The organism is Phytopseudomonas argentinensis (assembly GCF_900113905.1).
Lineage (GTDB): Bacteria > Pseudomonadota > Gammaproteobacteria > Pseudomonadales > Pseudomonadaceae > Aquipseudomonas > Aquipseudomonas argentinensis.
The window spans coordinates 418,142-436,701 of the sequence record NZ_FORC01000003.1 but is presented as its reverse complement, the minus strand read 5'-3'; the positions used below and the strand labels follow the sequence as shown (position 1 = coordinate 436,701).

Genomic DNA, 18,560 nt, shown 5'->3' with positions numbered 1-18,560 from the left:
ATCCTTCAGGGATAGGCGGTTGCACTCTATCACTACCGCCTGGCCAGCTCACAACGAGGCACCGCCGCATATCACCAGTTGCTGACCAGTGATGGCGCCGGCGTCGGAGCCGAGTAGAAAAGCGGTCATGGCCGCCACTTCACGGGGCTGGATGAAACGCCCGATGGGCGGCTGGCGCGGCGGCGTGCCCTGGCGGGCCGGGTCGATCAGCATCGGCGTTTCGGTGGCGCCCGGGGCGACCAGGTTGACGGTGATGCCCCTGGGCGCCAGCTCGATGGCCCAGGAGCGCACCAGGCCGATCAACGCGGCCTTGGTGGCGGCGTACTGACTGCGGCCAGCAGCACCGTTCATGGTGCGACTGCCGACCAGCACGATGCGTCCCGGCGCGCGCAGGCGGCCGAGCAGGCCGTTGACCAGTTGCGTGGCGGCGCTGACGTGCACCTGCCACATGGCCGCGCCGTCCTCGTCGCGCAGTTCACCCAAGGGCGCGGTGCGCATGAAACCGGCGGCATGGACGATGGCGTCCAGTGCCGGGATATCGGCCAGGGCGCTGGCCAGCGAGGCGTTGTCGGCCAGGTCGGCAGCGACGAAACTGAGGTTCGTGTGTTGCAGGCTCGGCGCGCGTCGGCTCATGCCGATCACCTGCCAGCCGTCTTCGAGCAGGCGCAGGGCAATGGCCTCGCCAATGCCCGAGCTGACCCCGGTGACCAGGGCGCAGCGGCGGTCTTCACTCATCTGGATTCTCCACGCAAAAGGGGCGCCATCAGGGCGCCCGTTGGCTCTAGCGGATGGCCGCCAGGGGAATATGCACGTGTTTGATCTTCTGCCGGAAGTAGGTGAAGGCCACGTGCAGGCTGCCGTCGCGGGCCTGGATGATGCTTGGGTAGGAGAATTCGCGGTTGAGCTTCTCCTGGGAGTTGTTGGTCATGCAGAAACCGTCTCCCAACTCGATGTCCAGGCGCAGCGGCCAGCTGCGCCCTTCATCTCGGGAGATCGCCAGGCTCATGGGCGCGCGGGGGATGCCCCATACGGCGCCGCGACCGTCGGCGTTGACGGTCGGCGTGACGCGCTCGTCGCCCTCGTCCTCGATCTCGTCGTACAGCGAGGCGCGGCGCTGCTCGATGCCCTCGGCGTTGATCGGGTTGTAGACCAGCGCCAGTTCGCCGCTGACCAGGCGGATGTACTGGATCGACGAGTTGTTGTTCGGCAATTCCGTGGGCCTCGGTACGCTCCAGGTGCGGCCCAGATCGGTCGAGCGGCTGGCATAGATGCTGTCGGCCCAGCGGCTGCGGAACAGGCCCAGCAGGCTGTCGTCGCTCAGTTGATGGACGTTCATGTGCACGGCGCCGGTGCTCTGCGGTACGTCGTGACGGCTCCAGGTGCGGCCCTGGTCGCTGCTGATCATCACTGCGCTGACGTCATGGTTGCCGATCCATTTCTCGCCCGGTTGGGTGATGCAGTACCACACCGGAAAAACCCAGTCGCCGTTGCTCAGCACCGCCGGCGGGTGGCGCACGAAGGTGCCCACCTCGTCGAACAGCGTCTCGATCGAGCCCCAGGTCAGGCCGCCGTCCTCGGACAGGCGACGGCGTACGATGGCGGTTTCCTGGTTGCCGGAAACCTGGGCGGTCCAGATCAACCAAAGCGGGCCATTCGGCGCCTGGAACAGGATGGGATTCTGCTCCGAGCGGCTGGCGTCTTCGGACATCTTTTGCGGCTCGCTCCACACGCCGGTGGCCGAGTCGCGGCGCGAAAGCAGGACGAAGATGTCGGCCATGCCTTCCTGGGTGCCGGCGAACCAGGTGCACAGAAGGGTGCCGTCGGCCAGCTCATGCAGATTGGCGGCATGGTTCTGGGCATAGGGCGTGGGCAGGTAGGCGTCGTGGCGCTGTTCAAGAGTTGGCATTGGAAACCTCCGAAGCGTTGGCGTCGGCCTTGCTGCGCGGCAGCAGGCGCTCGATGCAGATCACCACGGCCGGGGTGATCAGGGCGATGTACATGTTATCGATGCCGTACGGGTTGCCCATCAGGTACCACACGCTGGTGGTGACCGTGGCGGCACCCAGGCCCCAGGTGGCGCCGCGGCCGGTGGCGAACAGCGGCAGGTAGATGGCCACCAGAGCGATGACGGTGATCGACAGGCGCAAGGCGCGGGTGAAGAACGACAGGTTGAGAATTTCCGGCGCGGCGAACACGAACACCAGGGGCACGAAACCGACGATCAGACTGATCACCTTGGTCATGCGGAATTCGCGCTCGGCGTTGGGCTTGCAGATTGGCACGTAGAAGTCGCGCACCACCAGCGAGGTGATGGCCAGGGCCACGGCGCTGACGCCGACGAACACCGAGGCGACCAGGGAGATGGTGACCACACCGGCCATCCATGGGCTCATCGACTGCAGGAATACCGGCAGGGCATAGAGGCTGTCCATATCCGGGTGCAGGTACTTGGAGACCACGCCAATCACGCCCAGGGCGATGGAGATCGGCAGGCACATCAGGCCAGCCCACAGCGCGGCGTTGCGTGCGGACTTGGCGCTCTTGGTGGTGCTGATCGCCTGCATGATGTACTGGGTGGAGAAAATCGCGCCCACGGTGCCGATGATCCAGGCCAGCACCTTGGAGCCGCCGATGGCGCCGTCCCAGGTGAAGTAGTGCGCTGGCAGGCTCTGGTGAACCTGATCGAAACCGCCGGCCAGCTTGAGGGCGATCCACAGCACGATCATCACCCCGGCATATTTGACGACGGTATGCAGCACGCTGATGTAAGCCACGCTCTTCATGCCGCCGAAGGCGTAGTAGAGGGTGCTGACGATGGCGGTAATGAAGGCGGCGGTGGGCAGGTTGATGTGCATCACCGTGGCAATGGCCGCCGCGCCGCTGACGTAGTTACCCACGTTCACCAGCAGCAGGGCGTAGATCATGATCACCGAGACCATCATCTTGGCGCCGTAGCCGTAACGGCGCTCGATGAAGCCGGAGATGGTGTATTCACCGGAGCTGTAGAGCTTCCTGGCCATCAGGATGGCGAATAGCGGAAAGCCGATGGCGGCGGCGACCACTGCCCAGGCCGCGGCCATGCCGCTCTCGAACGCCGCCTGGGCGGTGCCGATGGTGGATTTGGCGCCGATGTATTCGGACATCATCAGCATGCCGACGATGAAGGCCGGCATGCTGCGCGAGGCGACCATGTACTGTTCGGTGTTCTTGCTGCGAATGCGCATCGTCAGCCAGGAAGTGAACAGGATATAGACGACCACCATGCTGATGATGATAAACGTGCCTTGGGTGTTGAAGGTTTCCATCATTCGCTCCGATTGTTCTTGTCTAGGGCTTGGTGAGGAAGTTCGGATGACTCAGGCGTGGGCAGGAGTCGGCTGCTTGCGTTTACGGGTGGCCAGCTCCACGGCCTGGCGCAGCGCCTCGATCAGGCTGCGTTCATCGGCGATACCCTTGCCGGCGATGTCGAAAGCGGTGCCGTGGTCGACCGAGGTGCGGATCACCGGCAGGCCGATGGTGACGTTGACCCCGGCCTCCAGGCCCATGACCTTCACCGGGCCGTGGCCCTGGTCGTGGTACATGGCGACCACCGCGTCGAAGTCGCCACGGCCGGCGCGGAAGAACAGGGTGTCGGCCGGCAGTGGGCCTTCCACACGCCAGCCGCGGGCGCGCAGCTCGTCGATGGCCGGCTGGATCTTGGTGGCCTCCTCGCCGTAGCCGAACAGGCCGTTCTCGCCGGCGTGGGGGTTGATGCCGCACACCGCGATCAGCGGGTTGTCGATGCCGGCGCGTACCAGGGTCTCGTGGGCACGCTCGATGGTGCGGCGCACCAGACCCGGCTCGATGCGGGCGATGGCGTCGATGATGCCGATGTGGGTGGTGACGTGGATGACGCGCAGGGTCGGCGTCATCAGCATCATCGACACCTCTTCGATGCCGGTCAGGTGGGCGAGCATTTCGGTGTGGCCGGGAAAGATATGCCCACCGGCGTGCAAGGCTTCCTTGTTCAGCGGCGCGGTGCAGATGGCGTCGAGCTCACCGGCTTCGGTGAGCTGCACGGTGCGCTCGATGTAACGGAAGGCCGCGTCGCCGGCGATCGCCGAGAGCTGGCCGTATGGCAGGTCGTCAGGGATCAGGTCGAGGTCGATGCAGTCCACCACGCCGGGCTGGAACTGTGCCTGACGCGGATGCTCGATGGCGTTGACCTCGAGGCTGCCGCCGACGATGCGGTTGGCATCGGCCAGGCGCCGGGCGTCGCCGATGACCAGCGGTCGGCACATGGCGTAGACGCTGTCATGGGCCAGGGACTTCATGATGATTTCCGGGCCGACGCCGGCAGCATCGCCCAGGGTGATGCCGATTACGGGGCGTTCAGACATGGTGGGCTTCCTTCTCGGAGAGGGGCAGGGAATGGCTGGCGCCGTGCAGGCGAGCCCAGGCCTGGTAAAGGGTGTCCGGCTGGCCGAAGCCACCGGCCTTGGTGACGATGGCCAGCTCGCGGCCCTGCTGGCGGGCGCTGGACAGCACCACGCCGGGGGCCAGTTCGCCGTAGAGCTGCAGGCTGTCGATGCCAGCAGCGGTAAGGAGGGCGCGGGCGGTTTCGCCGCCGGTGGCGATCAGGGCGCCGGCTTTGGCGATGGCCGGCAGCAGCACCTGCGCCAGGGGCGCGCCCAGCAATGTCGCTTGGGCTGGATCGCGGTCGCGCTGCTCGAGGCTGATCAACAGGTCTTTGCCGCCCGCCACTTGAGCAGCCAGGCGAGCGCTCAATGCGTCGCGCTGATCCACCGCATCGGCCGCCAGTAACAGTTGTGGTTCGATGCGTTGCCAGAGCTGGCCGCTGCGCTCGGCGAGTACCTCAGCTTGAGCCTGGGAATGCCGGGACATGCTGCCGACCACTGTCAGCACCGGCAGCGCGGCCTGGGGCAGCGGTGGCGCGGTGCGCGATGCGAGCCCCAGCGCAGCGGGCAAGTGCTGGGCGAGGCCGGCCGAACCGACCCAGAACAGCTGATCGGCGTGCTCGACCGAGGCCAGGGCCAGCGCCTGCAGGTCGGCATCGCGTTCGGCATCGCAGACCAGCACCCGAGTGCCGCTTTGCAGATGCTGCGCCAGCAAATCAGCCACTTTGGCGCTGCGTACCTGTTCGAGGGTGAGGGCGGCGCACTGCAGGCCCTCGCTGGCGAACAGTTCGAGCAGATTGGCGGTGCCGCACAGGCCTTCGTTGCGCCAGACATCGCTCTGATCGACGGCAACGCCCTCGACGTACTGCACGCTCCCCAGGGTGGTACGGCCCATGGCCGGGAAAGCGGGGGCGACCAGGGCCATGCCCTTGCCCAGCAGCGCGGCAACTTCGCTGAGCAGGTTGCCGCGCAGGGTCGAGTCGACCTTCTTGTACAGCCCGTGGCTGGCCAAGGTGCTGGTTTCCAGCACGGCGCGATTACGCTGCGCGGCCTGGCCTGCCGGCAGACGACGGGTGTCCAGGTCGATCGCGGTCACCGGCTGGGCGCGGTGCTCGGCATGCGGGTCCAGCAGCACTTCGGTGGCCACGTGGCGTGCGAAGCCGGCCGCACAATCGGCGGCGCCGGACAGGTCGTCGGCGATCACCAGCAGCGGGCGTTTCATGGCAGCAGGCGCCGGTACAGCTGCTGGATGTCGTCCAGGCTGAGTGCTTTGGGATTGTTGACCATCAGGCGGGTGACCTTGGAGGCCGCCACGGCCATGTCCGCCAGGTGCTCCTCGGCCACGCCGAAGTCGCGCAGGTTCTGGGGAATCTCCAGGGTGGCGGTCCAGGCGCTGATCTGCTCGATCAGTTTGCGCGCGGCCACTTCATCACTGTCCGTATCTTGCGCCAGGCCGCAGACGCAGGCAGCGCGCTTGAGGCGTGGCGCGCAGGCATCCATGTTGAAGGCCATCACGTGGGGCAGCAGCATGGCGTTGGCCACCCCGTGGGTGACGTGGAACTTGCCGCCCAGCGGGTAGGCCAGGGCGTGCACGGCAGCGGTGCCGGCGGCGGTCAGCGCCAGGCCGCCGTACATCGAGCCGAGCAGCATGTCGCTGCGCGCCTGCACCGAGCCGGGCTGCTGATAGGCCTCGACGATGCTGCCGGCGATCAATCGCATCGACTCCAGGGCAAAGGTGTCGCTGATGGGGTTGGCCTTGGTGGAAATGAACGACTCCAGCGAGTGGGTGAAGGCGTCCATGCCGGTGGCGGCGGTGATCGGCTTGGGCAATCCAAGGGTCAGGGTGGCATCGAGAATCACCAGGGTCGGCAGCAGGTGACGGCTGACCACGCCGATCTTCAGCTCTTCGTCCGGCAGGGTGACGATGGCGTTGGGAGTGACTTCCGACCCGGTGCCCGAGGTGGTTGGCACCAGCACCATGGGCGCGCCGGCATTGGGCACCTTGTCGATGCCGAGCATGTCGCGTAGCGGCATGTCGTTGGTGAGCAGCACGGCGAACAGCTTGGCGGCGTCCAGCACGCTGCCGCCGCCGATGGCGATCAGCGCATCGGGTGCTGCAGGGGCCACGGCGCGGCGGAATACGCCTTCGATATTCTCCAGGGTCGGCTCGATCTCGACGTCATCGACCACGGTGACGGCGATGGATTTGGCCTCTAGCTGGGCGACCACGCGCTCGGTGACGCCCAACTGGTGCATGGCGTTCTGGGTGACCAGCACCACGCGCTGCAGTGGTTTGTCGAGCAGCGCCAGTTTGTCGGCCAGGCTATTGAGGCTGTCGGGGCCGTGGACGACGTGTTTGACGGTCTGGAAGTGATACATGGTGGTCCTCCGGCTCAGCGTTGGTAGACGGCCAGCAAGCCTTCGAGCTTGTGCACGGTCTGTTCATCAAGGGCGGCAACGGGGGCGCGGCAGGGGCCGACCGGCACGTTGAGCAGGTCCGTAGCCTTCTTCAGCACGGACGGCATGGTGCCCAGGGCAAAGGCGTCGCGCAGCGGGCGCAGGGCTTCCTGGGCGGCGCGGGCGGCTTCGTGGTTGCCGGCCTGGAACTGGTTCCAGATCTCCATCACCACATGGGGTACGGCGTTGGCAGTGGCCGCCACCGCGCCGTCACCGCCGGCCAGCAGGTTCCAGTAGATGAGCGAGTCGGTGCCGGCGAACACCGCGAAGTCGTCGCTGCGGTAGCGCATCATCTGCACCAGGGCGTCGAAGTTGCCGGCGCTGTCCTTGATGCCCTTGATCTGCGGGTGCTGGGAAAGCGCGGCAACCGCGCCGATGCCGATCGACATGCCGGTCTTGGCGGGGATGTTGTAGAGCATGATCGGCAGGTCGGAGGCGTCGCCGATGCGCTGGTAGTGATTGATCAGTTCGCTCTGGCTGACGGCATTGAAGAACGGCGTGATGACCGACAGGGCCTGAACGCCCACATCGCTCATCTTCTTGTTCAGTTCGATCACATCGCGAGTGGCGAAGGCGCCAGTGCCAGCGATAACCGGCACGCGGCCGGCGGCGAGCTCGACGGTCAGTTTGGCAATGCGCACTTTCTCGGCGTCGGAGAGCGCGAAGAACTCGCCATTGGTGCCCAGCACGAACAGGCCGTGCACGCCTGCAGCGATAAGGCTCTCGATAAGCACGGCAAGCGCCGGTTCATCGGCCTCCTGGGCCGCATTGAAGGGTGTGACGAGGGCAGGGACGATACCGTGGAATTTCATGGTTTATCCTGTCTTTATGATTGTTTTGGTCAGTATTGATATCACTATTGATTGAATCGATCAAATGTTTAATGAGGACATCGGCTCTTGTCGCGATTTTTTGAGCGAATCATTCGTTTAGAAAGGTGTTTTGATCGAGTTGAGCGGTGCTCGGACGTGACCTTGATCGCGGTCACCCGGAAAGGTCCTGGGAGATTTACTCGACGACCGTGGCGTAGCGCCAACTGAGAGCGCGCATGGAGGCTCGGGTTCGTTAACCGCCGGAGGCAGTGACCCCGCGTTTCAGAGAATCGGCGAAATCAACCGCGCTACGCGCATACCGAGCTGTTGCAGGCGATGCACTTCGCGGCGGTCGGCGCCGATCAGTTCGCGGGACTGGCTGAAGTCTTCCAGCAGCATCGCTTCGACCTGGCGGGCGAACTCCGGGTCGACCGTTACCAGGGTGATTTCGAAGTTGAGGCGGAACGAGCGGTTGTCCAGGTTGGCGCTGCCGACCACGCCGATGTCGCCATCGATCAGCGCGACCTTCTGGTGCAGGAAGCCCGGCAGGTAGCGGAAGATCCGTACGCCGGCGCGCAGCGCTTCCAGGGCGAACAGGTTGGAGGCCGCATAGACGATGCGGTGATCCGGCCGTGAGGGCAGCAGGATGCGCACGTCCACGCCGCGCAGCACGGCCAGGCGCAGGGCGGCGAACAGCGCCTCGTCGGGGATGAAGTAGGGGCTGGTCAGCCAGATGCGCTCGCGGGCGGCGTTGAGCATTTCCACGAACAGCAGCGAGCAGGTTTCCTGGGCGTCGGCCGGGCCGCTGCTGATCACCTGGCAGAGCATGCCTTCGTCCGGGTAGCGCTCGGGTAGCAGCAGTGGCGGCAGCTTGCGCGTCGCCCAGAACCAGTCCTCGGCAAAGGACTCCTGCAGGCAGGCCACGGCCGGGCCATGTACCTCGACGTGGGTGTCGCGCCAGGGTGACAGGCGCGGTTTCTCGCCCAGGTATTCATCACCAACGTTGTGGCCGCCGAGAAAGCCGCGCCCGCCATCGACCACCACGATCTTGCGATGGTTGCGGAAATTCAGCTGAAAGCGATTGAGCACGCCGCCGCCGGTGGGGAAGGCGTGCATGTGCACACCGCCTTCGCGCAGGCACTTGATATAGCGGCGCGGCAGGGCGTGGCTGCCGACCGCGTCGTAGAGAAAATAAACCTGCACGCCAGCCGCCGCGCGCTCGAGCAGGGCTTCCTGCAGGCGGCGGCCAAGCTTGTCGTCATGCACGATGAAGAACTGGATGAGGATCACCTGATGCGCTTCGGCAATCGCCTGGAAGATCGCCTCGAAGGTGGCCTTGCCATCGATCAGCAGGCTGACCTGGTTGCCCGCCAGGCAGGGCATGCGCCCCAGGCGCGGCAGCGCGCGCAGCTGTCCGTAAGCCTCTGACTCACCAGCGGCGATGGCCTCCTGCACCCAGGGGCGCCAGTCCAGCGAGGCCATGGCCTTGTGCATCTGCTTGTCGACTATCCGGCGCGCCTCGATATAGGCGTAGAAGCGGCTGCGTCCGAAGATCACGTAGGGCAGCAGGGTCAGGTAGGGCATGAAGAACAGCGACAGTGCCCAGGCGATGGCGCCTTGGGCGGTGCGCACGGTGAGGATCGCGTGCACGGCGGCGAGCGCACCGAGCCCATGGATCGCCGCGATCAGGTAACCGAAGAAATGCTCGATGCCGAATTCCATTGCCGTTCGTTTGTTGGCTGCAGTGCCAGCATAGACCACGCTATCGATGGGACGTCACCGATAGAAATCAGCGTTCCACGTGAAACTTCGCGGCAGCGTGCCTGGCTCGACTCGGGCGAATGAGCGCAAGCCCCGCACCGCAAGCGGCGGGGCTTTGCCAACTATACCCATCAGGCCCGCGACAGCGCCGAGATCTGCTTGCGCCGGTAGACCGTATCGCGGCGTGACAGCAGCAGGTAGAGCGGCAGGGTGACGACGATCGCCACCAGCCAGGACAGGTCGGCACCGTCCAGTTTGCTGGCCATGGGCCCGGTGTAGATCGGCGTGACCGCGAACGGCAGCTGCACCAGGATGCCGATGGCATAGGCGCTCACCGCGTTGGGGTTGAAGCGCCCATAGATGCCGCCGCCGGCGTCGAACAGCGAAGGGATGTGGTAGCGCTGCTTTTGCACCAGGTAAAAATCGGCAAGGTTGATCACCGCCCAGGGCACCAGCACGATCATCATCGCCAGGATCAGCTGCATGAAGCGCGAGATGAAGTCCGCTGGTGCGCTCACCGCGACCACGCAGCAGGCCACCAGCAGGATCGCCGAGAGCGCCACGCGGGCCTGGCGGCTCGGTGCCCAGTCGGCGGCGAAGGTCTGTACCGAGGTGATCAGCGCCAGCACCGCGCCGTAAAGGTTCAGGGCGTTGTGGCTGATGATGCTGAGGATGAACAGCAGCATCAGCACCGGGCCGAACACGCCGGTACTCTGCTTGACCGCTTCCATGGTATCGGTCTCGGCGCTTACCGACAGCGCCACCAGGGTGCCGAAGATGAAGCACAGTGAAGTGCCCAGCACGGCGCCGCAGTAAGTGGCGATAAAGGGCTTCCAGATGCCCACGTCGCGTGGCAGGTAGCGCGAGTAGTCCGAGGTGTAGGGCGCGAAGGAGATCTGCCAGATGGCGCCCAGCGAGGCCATGGCCAGCCAGCCGGCCAGGTTGAAGCCGCCACGGCTGGCGAAGTCCGCCGGCAGGCCGTTGGCGAACAGGGCGATGAAGCCGGCGAGCAGGCCGATGCCCATCACCCAGGTGCCGATACGGTTGAGGGTGTGGATGAAGTTGTAGCCGAGGATGCCGATCAGCGTCGCGGCGCAGGCGCCGATCAGCACGGCGGCAGGCAGGGGCAGATCCGGCGCCACGCTATGGATGGATTTGCCGGCCAAAACGCAGTTGGAGATGAAGAAGCCGATGTACAGCACGGCGGCGATCACCACTACCAGCAGCGCGCCATAGCGGCCGAACTGACCGCGGCTCTGCAGCATCTGCGGCAGGCCCATCTGCGGGCCCTGGGCCGAAGCCAGGCCGAGCACGATGCCGCCGAGCAGGTGGCCGACCAGGATGGCGCAGATCGCCCAGCCGAGGTTGAGGTGGAACACCTGTACGGCCATGGCACCGGTGACGATGGGCAGTGGCGCGATATTGGTGCTGAACCACAGGGTGAACAGGTCACGGACGCGGCCATGACGGTCGGCGTCGGCCACCTGGCCGACACTGTTGCTTTCAACGAGCTCTTGCTGGGACATGGACGGTTCTCCTGCGCAAGGTGGCGACGGCATGCAGCGCCGCGTGGGGCGGGGCAGGCCGTTGGTATAGATGCGTGGGGTGGCTGAACGAGTCAGCTGCGCCTGCTGCGGGGCAGCTTGCAGGCGGCGGAGAACGGGGAGGGGTGGAGCAGCAGGGCTGTGCGGAACACCATGGGAAACCTACTTCTTGTCTTTATTCGGATAGGGTTTTGCGTATCGCCAGGTTGGCGAAAACCGCTGCCCGGCGTGGCCGGTGCAGCGGTGGCGGGGCTCAGCGGAAGGCTGGCACCACGTGCTGGATGAAAAGCTCCAGGGACTTTTTCTTCTCGGCGTAGGGCAGGCTGTTGTCGGCCCAGAAGCTGAATTCGTCGACGCCCAGCTCCTGGTAGTGACGAATGCGCGCGATGATTTCCTCGGGCGTGCCGATCATGGTGTTCTTGCGGATGTTCTCCAGCTCGAACTCCGGGCGCTCCTTGAATTTCTCTTCAGGGCTCGGGTCCAGCAGGCCGTCGACCGGGGTGGTCTTGTTGCCGAACCAGGCATCGAAGGTGCGGTAGAAACGCGAGATTGCCGCGGCGCCTACCTTCCAGCCTTCCGGGTCGTCGGCCAGGTGCACGTGGGTGTGGCGCAGCACCATCAGTTGTGGGCGCGGCACGCCAGGGTTGTTGGCCAGGGCGGTGTTGAACTTGTTGTTCAGGTCGACCACTTCCTCGTCGCCTTTCATCAGCGGCGTGACCATCACGTTGCAGCCGTTGGCCACTGCGAAGTTGTGCGAGTCCGGGTCGCGGGCGGCGATCCACACGGGCGGTAGCGGCTGCTGCAGCGGCTTGGGCGACGAGGTGCTGGTGGGGAATTTCCAGATCTCGCCGTCGTGGGCGTAGTCGCCTTTCCACAGCGCCTTGACCACCGGCACCATCTCGCGCAGGTACTTGCCGCCATCGCTGGCCGGCATGCCACCGGCCATGCGGTCGAACTCGTACTGGTAGGCACCGCGGGCAAGACCCACTTCCATGCGACCGTTGCTGATCACGTCGAGCAGGGCGCACTCACCGGCTACGCGGATCGGGTTCCAGAACGGCGCGATGATGGTGCCGGCGCCGAGGCGAATGGTGCTGGTACGGGCCGCCAGATAGGCAAGGATCGGCATCGGGCTTGGCGAGATGGTGTATTCCATGGCGTGGTGCTCGCCAACCCACACGGTGCTGAAGCCGCCGGCCTCGGCCAACAGGGTGAGCTCGGTCAACTGATCGAAGAGCTCACGGTGGCCGACTTCCTGGTCGTAGCGTTCCATGTGGACGAACAAAGAGAATTTCATGTCGCTTTCCTCGATTCTTGTAAGGCCCCAGGCGCGAGGCGCTGTCGGGACTGGCCGCCTGCAGGATCAGATGGCTTGTGGTCTATGGTATACCATAATATAAAATACTTTGGCGAGTACCAGAGGCCCTCTTGTCGAAAAGCGTCAGTTCCTGGCGGCCTGCCAGGCATATCAGCGCTCAGCGATGCGCTCGCCGTTGAGGCGCCAGTATTTGAAGTTGAGGGTGGTCTGCCCGGCATTGCGGGCGCCCGGCTGGTTTTTTGCGAGCTTGGGGTCGAGCAGCGCCGAGGCACCGAGGTTGACCGACGATAAAGACACTTCTGGTTACCGGCCCGGCCACATGCCGCGACCCCGTATTGTGATGGCACATTGCAAGATGTGCTCCAGATTGCCGGAGGCGCTGGAGCGGGCGGCGGCAATGTAATGGGCTGGGCGCGCAGGTGTTGTGTGGGAAAAGCGGTACCACTCGGCCGGGGGCGGTGTAACGGTTGGGGCCTTGCGACTTTGGAGCAGTGGACGGGGAGGTGTCGCCCACCCCAGGGGCTGCCAGGGATAACCACTTGTGGGAGCGGGCATGGACTAGGCGTCCCCGCCCGCTCCCACAGGTTTAGGCGTCGGCTATGCCGACTGCCTTACAAAGGCAGATCGCATAACCACTCAGTGCGCCCCAGCACCCTTGCTCAGATCACTCTCGTTCCAGCTGTCGTACAGGCAGGCCTCGCTGGCCGCCCAGCGCACCTTGGCCTGGGCGCCGGGTTGCAGCGGTTGCAGGCCGCTGCCCATGGCTTTCAGGGTCAGGTGGCAGCCGCCCGGCGTGACCACGTGGCAGGTCAGGCTTTCACCGAGGAATACCACTTCGCTGACCTGCACGGCGATCTCGTTCCAGCCGGCTGGCAGTGGCGTCTGTGCAGCGACGTCCAACGGCAGCACCTGGGCTTTTTCCGGGCGCAGCATCAGCAGCACGTCTTGCTCGTTCTTCAGGTTGGCGGTCGGCGTGATCGCCAGGCCCTGCTGCTCGAACTGCACCGCGGCCTGTCCGCTTACCTTGGCCCGCAGGAAGTTGGAATTGCCGAGGAACGAGGCTACGAAGGCGTTCGGAGGATTCTGGTAGAGGTCGTAGCCGGTGCCCAGGCCGACGATCCTGCCGTGGCTGAAGATGGCGATGCGCTGGGACAGGCGCATCGCCTCTTCCTGGTCGTGGGTCACATAGACGATGGTGATGCCCAGGCGCCGGTGCAGGTGGCGCAGCTCGTCCTGCAGATCCTCGCGCAGCTTCTTGTCCAGGGCGCCGAGGGGTTCGTCCATCAGCAAGATGCGCGGCTCGTAGACCAGCGCCCGGGCGATGGCCACGCGCTGCTGCTGGCCGCCGGACATCTGCGACGGGCGACGGTGGGCGAAGGCTTCCAGTTGCACCAGCTTGAGCATGGCGTCGACCTTGCGCTTCTGCTCGTCGGCGCTGAGCTTGCGGATGCCCAGGGGGAAGGCGATGTTGTCGCGCACGTTGAGGTGCGGGAACAGCGAATAGCGCTGGAATACCATGCCGATATCGCGCTTGTGCGGCGGCACGTTGACCAGGGATTTGCCCTCCACGAGGATTTCCCCCGAGCTGGGCGTCTCGAAGCCGGCCAGCATCGACAGCGTGGTGCTCTTGCCCGAGCCGCTGGAGCCGAGGAAGGTAAGGAACTCGCCGTCCTGGATATCCAGGGAAATGTTATCCACAGCGGTGAAGTCGCCGTAGTGCTTGTTCAGGTTGCGCAGGCTGACCAGGGTCTGGGGCGCCTGTTGTTCTTGGATGACGGCACTCATGGGGTTCTCCTCGGCGCTCAGCCTTTGGCTTCGGCGCGCCGGCGTGCAATGGCGGCGATGATCATGACCAGCAGGGAAAGGGCGATCAGCAGCGTCGAGGCGACGGCGATCACCGGAGTGAGATCCTGGCGCAGCGTCGTCCACATCTTCACCGGTAGCGTCTGCAGGCCGGGGCTGGCCATCATCACGCTGAGCACCACCTCGTCCCACGACACCAGAAAGGCGAACAGCCCACCGGAGACCAGGCCCGGGCGAATCGCCGGGAAGGTCACCTTGACGATGGCCTGCAGGTGCGTGGCGCCGCAGATCACCGCGGCATCCTCGATGGACTGGTCGAACAGCTTCAGCGAGTTGATGATCGAGATGATGGTGAACGGCAGCGCGACGATCACGTGGCTGACCACGAAGGCGAACAGCGTGCCGGTGTAGCCGAGCTTGAGGAACAACGCGTACACGGCCACGGCGATGATCACCAGCGGCACGATCATCGGCAGGGTGAACAGCGCGTACAGCAGCTCACGACCCGGGAACTTGCCGCGCACCAGGGCGAAGGCACTGGGCAGGCCGATGGCCAGGGCGCACAGGGTGGTCAGCATGGCCACCTTGAGGCTGACCAGGGCCGAGTCCATCCACTGGGCGTTGGAAAAGAACTGCCCGTACCACTTCAGCGTCCAGCCCGGTGGCGGGAAAACCAGCCACTGCGAAGAGCCGAACGACAGCAGCACGATGAACAGGATCGGCAGCAGCAGGAACACGGCAATCAGCGCGGTGGTCGCGGTCAGGCCGTAGCGCAGGCCACGACCCATGGCATTGGGTGACAGCAACATGGCGGCTTACCTCGCAGTGCTGGAAGCGACCGGCGATTCCGGTTGCAGCTTCAGGTAGACGTAGAACAGCGCCAGGGTGATGAGGATCAGCAAGGCTGCGGCCGCGCTGGCAATGCCCCAGTTGAGGAACGACTGCACCTGCTGGATGATGAATTCGGGCAGCATCATGTTCTGCGCGCCGCCGAGCAGCGCCGGGGTCACGTAGTAACCGAGGGACATCACGAAGACCATCAGAGCGCCGCTGAAGATGCCCGGCCGACACAGCGGAATGAACACCTTGAAGAAGTTGCGCCACGGGCTGGCGCCGCAGATCGAGCCGGCCTGCAACACCATCGGGTCGATGGCGCTCATGGTCGCCTGCAGCGGCAGCACGATGAAGGGGATCATGATGTAGCTCATGCCGATCACCACGCCGGTCAGGTTGTGCACCATCTCCAGGGGTTGATCGATGATGCCGATGCCCATCAGGAACTTGTTGACCACCCCCGAAGATTGCAGCAGCACCAGCCACGAGTAGGTGCGCGCCAGCAGGCTGGTCCACATCGACAGCAGCACGATATTCAGCAGCCAGCGGCCCCAGCCACTGGGCATCAGGGTGATCGCCCAGGCCAGGGGAAAGCCCAGCAGCAGGCTGAACAGGGTGACCAGCCCGGCTACCGCGAAGGTGTTGAACAACACCTTGGAGTAGGCCGAGTTGGCGAACAGTTGGGCGTAGTTGCCCAGGCCTGGCTCCGGTTCCAGCACGCCGCGCAGCAGCAGGCTGACCAGCGGCACCAGGAAGAATAATCCGAGAAACAGCAGGGCCGGCAGCAGGTACGGGGCACCGCGCCAGCGCGCCGCCCGTTCCGGGTTGCCGTCAGCGTTGCCACGCTGACGGTCTGCTGCACCGACCTCGGGGGTGCGGGGCGCGGTCATCTCACTTCACCAGCCATTCGTTCCAGCGGGTGGCGATCTGCGCGCCGTTCTTGGCCCAGTAGGCGTAGTCCAGGGTGATCTGGTCAGCCTCGTGGGCGGTCGGCAGGTTCTCTGCCAGCACCGAGTCCAGGCGTGCCACGCTGTCCAGGTTGACCGGCGCATATGCGGTCAGGTTGGAGAAGTCGGCCTGGCCCTTGGCGCTGCTGGAATGAGCCAGGAACTTCATGGCCGCCTCCTTGTTCTTGGCGCCTTTGGGGATGACCAGCATGTCGGCCATCACCAGGTTCTGCTTCCAGCTCGCCGCGACCGGTGCGCCGTCTTCCTGCAGCGCGTGGATACGGCCATTCCAGAACTGCCCGATGCTCGCTTCACCCGAGGCCAGCAGTTGCTGCGACTGTGCGCCGCCGCCCCACCAGACGATGTCTTTCTTGATGGTGTCGAGTTTCTTGAAGGCGCGGTCCAGGTCCAGCGGGTACAGCTTGTCCTTTTCTACGCCATCGGCCAGCAGGGCCAGTTCCAGCACGCCGGGACTCGGCCATTTGTACAGGGCGCGTTTGCCGGGGTAGGTGGCGATGTCGAACAGCGCGCTCCAGTCCTCGGGCTTCTTGCCGCCGACCGCACCCTCGTTGTAGCCGAGCACGAAGGAGAAGAAGAACGAACCGACGCCGTGGTCGTTGACGAAGCGCGGGTCGATGCGATCGCGCTTGATGACGTTGAAGTCCAGCGGCTCGAGCAGGCCTTCGGCGGCGGCGCGCAGGGCGAAGTCGGCTTCCACGTCGACCACGTCCCACTGCACGTTGCCGCTCTCGACCATCGCCTTGAGCTTGCCGTAGTCGGTGGGGCCGTCCTGCACCACGGTGATCTTGCTGTCACGGCTGAAGGGGTCGGCCCAGGCGGCTTTCTGCGCATCCTGGGTGGTACCGCCCCAGCTGACGAAATTGACGGTTTCCGCCGAGGCGGTGGTGGTGATTGCAGCACTCAGAATACTCGCGGCGAGCACCGAGGTAACACCTTTGATAAACACCATCTTGCTTGCCCTCTTTGTTGTGTTTGTGCGCAAGCGAGCGTTTGCCCGCTTAACCGGAGCAGTGGATCTTCAATGGCGGCCATCACCGGTGCTGCAGACGGGGTGGCCCGGCGGGACACACGATAATGTGGCTGGCATTAGGGATATCATATTATGGTATTCCAAACTTTCCGCAAGCAATTTGCCATACCGCTTGCAGCGTTTGTACAGCCGCTCATCCGTCACTCGAAGGGTACGGTTTCCACCACTTCCAGCTCGTAGCCGGCAAGACCCGCGTACTTGAGCGGCGGGCCCAGGTGACGCAGCTTGCCGACACCGAGATCCTGGAGAATCTGTGCCCCGGTACCGACCTCCGAATACACCCGGCTCTGCCCACGGTTGAACGGCCGTTGCGGTTGGGTCAGTTGTGGTACGCGCTCGAGCAGCGCCTGGGAGGATTCGTGATTGGCCAGCACCACGACCACGCCCTGGCCATCCGCGGCGATGCGCTCCAGGGCGGCCCACAGCGTCCAGCTGCGCGGCCCGGAATACTCGGCGCCGACCAGGTCGCGCAGTGGGTCGATGGCATGCACGCGCACCAGGGTCGGCTGGTCGTGGCGGATGTCGCCCATCACCATGGCCATGTGCACGCCACCGGCGATGCGGTCTTCATAGGTAATCAGGCGGAACTCACCGTGCACGGTGGGCAGCTCGCGCTCGCCAATGCGTGTAATGGTGTGTTCGGTGCTCAGTCGGTACTGGATCAGGTCGGCGATGGTGCCGATCTTGATGCCGTGCAGGGCGGCGAAGGCTTCCAGCTCGGGGCGGCGAGCCATGCTGCCGTCCTCGTTCATCACCTCGACGATCACCGCGGCGGGCGTCACGCCGGCCAGCCGGGCCAGGTCGCAGCCGGCTTCGGTATGCCCGGCACGGGTCAGCACGCCACCTTCCTTGGCGCGCAGCGGGAAGATATGCCCAGGCTGCACCAGATCGGCTGCCGTTGCGCCCGGCGCCACGGCGGTCAGCACCGTGTGGGCACGGTCGGCGGCGGAAATGCCGGTGCTGATGCCGCTGGCCGCTTCGATGGAAACGGTGAAGGCGGTGGAAAATACGCTACCGTTGCTGGGCACCATCTGTTCCAGGCCGAGGCGCTGGCAGTGCTCGTCGGTGAGGGTCAGGCAGATCAGCCCGCGGGCTTCGCGCGCCATGAAGTTGATCGCCTGGGGCGTGCAGAATTCAGCAGCGAGCAGCAGATCGCCTTCGTTCTCGCGGTCTTCGTCGTCCACCAGCAAGACCATCTTGCCCTGGCGAAAATCATCGATGAGTTCACGGATGGGATGGAAGGGCATGGCGGTTCTCGCAGGTCGGATAATTTTGAATTATGGTATACCGTAATACGTAATCAAGTTAAAGGAGTCGCCACATGAAGGGTTACTGGATCGCGCACGTGGACGTAACCGACCCCGAGCGCTACGTCGAATACACCAAACGCGCGCCGGCCGTGTTCGCTGCCTTTGGTGGGAAGTTTCTCGCCCGTGGTGGGCGCTCGGAGGCGCAGGAGGGGCGTGATACGCCTCAGCGTAGCGTGGTGATCGAGTTCGAATCGTACGAGCAGGCGCTGGCGTGCTACCGCTCTGCGGCGTACCAGGAGGCGAGCAGCTACCGCGTTGGTGCGGCGCGTTCGGAAGTGATCATCGTCGAGGGCATGGCGCCCTGACCCGGCAGGGCTGAGCCAGCG

At 64.9% G+C, this 18,560-nt stretch carries 17 protein-coding genes; 1 reads left to right on the top strand and 16 read right to left on the bottom strand.

Annotated features, from left to right (window positions below; genetic code table 11):
• Positions 1-48 precede the first annotated feature (48 nt).
• The 16 genes from BM154_RS16535 to ribBA form a co-directional block, all read right to left on the bottom strand.
• Positions 49-735: an SDR family NAD(P)-dependent oxidoreductase gene (locus BM154_RS16535; protein WP_074886434.1), complete on the bottom strand. Its 687-nt coding sequence runs from the start codon at positions 733-735 to the stop codon at positions 49-51.
• 46 nt (positions 736-781) lie between these two features.
• A complete protein-coding gene (locus BM154_RS16530) occupies positions 782-1,906 on the bottom strand; it encodes a sialidase family protein (RefSeq protein WP_074886430.1) in 1,125 nt (374 codons plus the stop codon).
• Entirely contained in the window at positions 1,893-3,305 is a 1,413-nt protein-coding gene (locus tag BM154_RS16525; RefSeq protein ID WP_074887152.1) for a sodium:solute symporter family protein, read from the bottom strand. Before BM154_RS16525 ends, BM154_RS16530 begins: the two co-directional genes overlap by 14 nt.
• Positions 3,306-3,356: 51 nt before the next feature.
• On the bottom strand, positions 3,357-4,379 hold the full coding sequence (pdxA, locus tag BM154_RS16520; protein WP_074886427.1) for a 4-hydroxythreonine-4-phosphate dehydrogenase PdxA: 1,023 nt from the start codon (positions 4,377-4,379) through the stop codon (positions 3,357-3,359).
• Positions 4,372-5,619: a four-carbon acid sugar kinase family protein gene (locus tag BM154_RS16515; RefSeq protein ID WP_074886425.1), complete on the bottom strand. Its 1,248-nt coding sequence runs from the start codon at positions 5,617-5,619 to the stop codon at positions 4,372-4,374. The genes pdxA and BM154_RS16515 overlap by 8 nt, the downstream gene beginning before the upstream one ends.
• Positions 5,616-6,776 carry an iron-containing alcohol dehydrogenase gene (locus tag BM154_RS16510; RefSeq protein ID WP_074886422.1) on the bottom strand — a complete coding sequence of 387 codons (1,161 nt, stop codon included), beginning with the start codon at positions 6,774-6,776 and terminating at the stop codon, positions 5,616-5,618. Before BM154_RS16510 ends, BM154_RS16515 begins: the two co-directional genes overlap by 4 nt.
• A 14-nt stretch (positions 6,777-6,790) precedes the next feature.
• Positions 6,791-7,666, bottom strand: coding sequence for a 4-hydroxy-tetrahydrodipicolinate synthase (gene dapA / locus BM154_RS16505; protein ID WP_074886420.1), 876 nt, complete (start codon positions 7,664-7,666; stop codon positions 6,791-6,793).
• A gap of 282 nt (positions 7,667-7,948) precedes the next feature.
• Positions 7,949-9,388, bottom strand: a complete 1,440-nt coding sequence (cls, locus tag BM154_RS16500; protein ID WP_074886417.1) for a cardiolipin synthase — start codon at positions 9,386-9,388, stop codon at positions 7,949-7,951.
• A gap of 170 nt (positions 9,389-9,558) precedes the next feature.
• Positions 9,559-10,953, bottom strand: coding sequence for a purine-cytosine permease family protein (locus tag BM154_RS16495; protein ID WP_074886414.1), 1,395 nt, complete (start codon positions 10,951-10,953; stop codon positions 9,559-9,561).
• 271 nt (positions 10,954-11,224) lie between these two features.
• Positions 11,225-12,268 carry an LLM class flavin-dependent oxidoreductase gene (locus BM154_RS16490; protein ID WP_074886411.1) on the bottom strand — a complete coding sequence of 348 codons (1,044 nt, stop codon included), beginning with the start codon at positions 12,266-12,268 and terminating at the stop codon, positions 11,225-11,227.
• A 171-nt stretch (positions 12,269-12,439) separates the two neighbouring features.
• The gene (locus tag BM154_RS23950; protein WP_208609455.1) at positions 12,440-12,586 is read right to left on the bottom strand and encodes a hypothetical protein; all 147 of its coding nucleotides are present in this window, start codon (positions 12,584-12,586) and stop codon (positions 12,440-12,442) included.
• Positions 12,587-12,925: 339 nt separating this feature from the next.
• On the bottom strand, positions 12,926-14,074 hold the full coding sequence (locus tag BM154_RS16485) for an ABC transporter ATP-binding protein (RefSeq protein WP_074886408.1): 1,149 nt from the start codon (positions 14,072-14,074) through the stop codon (positions 12,926-12,928).
• 17 nt (positions 14,075-14,091) lie between these two features.
• On the bottom strand, positions 14,092-14,901 hold the full coding sequence (locus tag BM154_RS16480; protein WP_074886405.1) for an ABC transporter permease: 810 nt from the start codon (positions 14,899-14,901) through the stop codon (positions 14,092-14,094).
• 6 nt (positions 14,902-14,907) lie between these two features.
• Positions 14,908-15,816, bottom strand: coding sequence for an ABC transporter permease (locus tag BM154_RS16475; protein WP_074886402.1), 909 nt, complete (start codon positions 15,814-15,816; stop codon positions 14,908-14,910).
• 1 nt (position 15,817) lies between these two features.
• Positions 15,818-16,843 carry an ABC transporter substrate-binding protein gene (locus BM154_RS16470; RefSeq protein ID WP_074886400.1) on the bottom strand — a complete coding sequence of 342 codons (1,026 nt, stop codon included), beginning with the start codon at positions 16,841-16,843 and terminating at the stop codon, positions 15,818-15,820.
• A gap of 221 nt (positions 16,844-17,064) precedes the next feature.
• On the bottom strand, positions 17,065-18,171 hold the full coding sequence (ribBA, locus tag BM154_RS16465; RefSeq protein WP_074886397.1) for a bifunctional 3,4-dihydroxy-2-butanone-4-phosphate synthase/GTP cyclohydrolase II: 1,107 nt from the start codon (positions 18,169-18,171) through the stop codon (positions 17,065-17,067).
• Between the two features lie 74 nt (positions 18,172-18,245).
• On the opposite strand from ribBA, the gene BM154_RS16460 reads away from it, so the two are divergent.
• The gene (locus BM154_RS16460) at positions 18,246-18,539 is read left to right on the top strand and encodes a DUF1330 domain-containing protein (protein WP_074886394.1); all 294 of its coding nucleotides are present in this window, start codon (positions 18,246-18,248) and stop codon (positions 18,537-18,539) included.
• The last annotated feature ends 21 nt before the right edge of the window (positions 18,540-18,560 follow it).

Bases quoted from the DNA above. Each gene is read 5' to 3' on its own strand.
- BM154_RS16495 (WP_074886414.1), bottom strand. From the start codon at position 10,953: ATGTCCCAGCAAGAGCTCGTTGAAAGCAACAGTGTCGGCCAGGTGGCC.
- BM154_RS16515 (WP_074886425.1), bottom strand. From the start codon at position 5,619: ATGAAACGCCCGCTGCTGGTGATCGCCGACGACCTGTCCGGCGCCGCC.
- BM154_RS16535 (WP_074886434.1), bottom strand. From the start codon at position 735: ATGAGTGAAGACCGCCGCTGCGCCCTGGTCACCGGGGTCAGCTCGGGC.
- BM154_RS16480 (WP_074886405.1), bottom strand. From the start codon at position 14,901: ATGTTGCTGTCACCCAATGCCATGGGTCGTGGCCTGCGCTACGGCCTG.
- dapA (WP_074886420.1), bottom strand. From the start codon at position 7,666: ATGAAATTCCACGGTATCGTCCCTGCCCTCGTCACACCCTTCAATGCG.
- BM154_RS16470 (WP_074886400.1), bottom strand. From the start codon at position 16,843: ATGGTGTTTATCAAAGGTGTTACCTCGGTGCTCGCCGCGAGTATTCTG.
- BM154_RS16510 (WP_074886422.1), bottom strand. From the start codon at position 6,776: ATGTATCACTTCCAGACCGTCAAACACGTCGTCCACGGCCCCGACAGC.
- BM154_RS16475 (WP_074886402.1), bottom strand. From the start codon at position 15,816: ATGACCGCGCCCCGCACCCCCGAGGTCGGTGCAGCAGACCGTCAGCGT.
- cls (WP_074886417.1), bottom strand. From the start codon at position 9,388: ATGGAATTCGGCATCGAGCATTTCTTCGGTTACCTGATCGCGGCGATC.
- BM154_RS16530 (WP_074886430.1), bottom strand. From the start codon at position 1,906: ATGCCAACTCTTGAACAGCGCCACGACGCCTACCTGCCCACGCCCTAT.
- ribBA (WP_074886397.1), bottom strand. From the start codon at position 18,171: ATGCCCTTCCATCCCATCCGTGAACTCATCGATGATTTTCGCCAGGGC.
- BM154_RS16525 (WP_074887152.1), bottom strand. From the start codon at position 3,305: ATGGAAACCTTCAACACCCAAGGCACGTTTATCATCATCAGCATGGTG.
- BM154_RS16460 (WP_074886394.1), top strand. From the start codon at position 18,246: ATGAAGGGTTACTGGATCGCGCACGTGGACGTAACCGACCCCGAGCGC.
- BM154_RS16490 (WP_074886411.1), bottom strand. From the start codon at position 12,268: ATGAAATTCTCTTTGTTCGTCCACATGGAACGCTACGACCAGGAAGTC.
- pdxA (WP_074886427.1), bottom strand. From the start codon at position 4,379: ATGTCTGAACGCCCCGTAATCGGCATCACCCTGGGCGATGCTGCCGGC.
- BM154_RS16485 (WP_074886408.1), bottom strand. From the start codon at position 14,074: ATGAGTGCCGTCATCCAAGAACAACAGGCGCCCCAGACCCTGGTCAGC.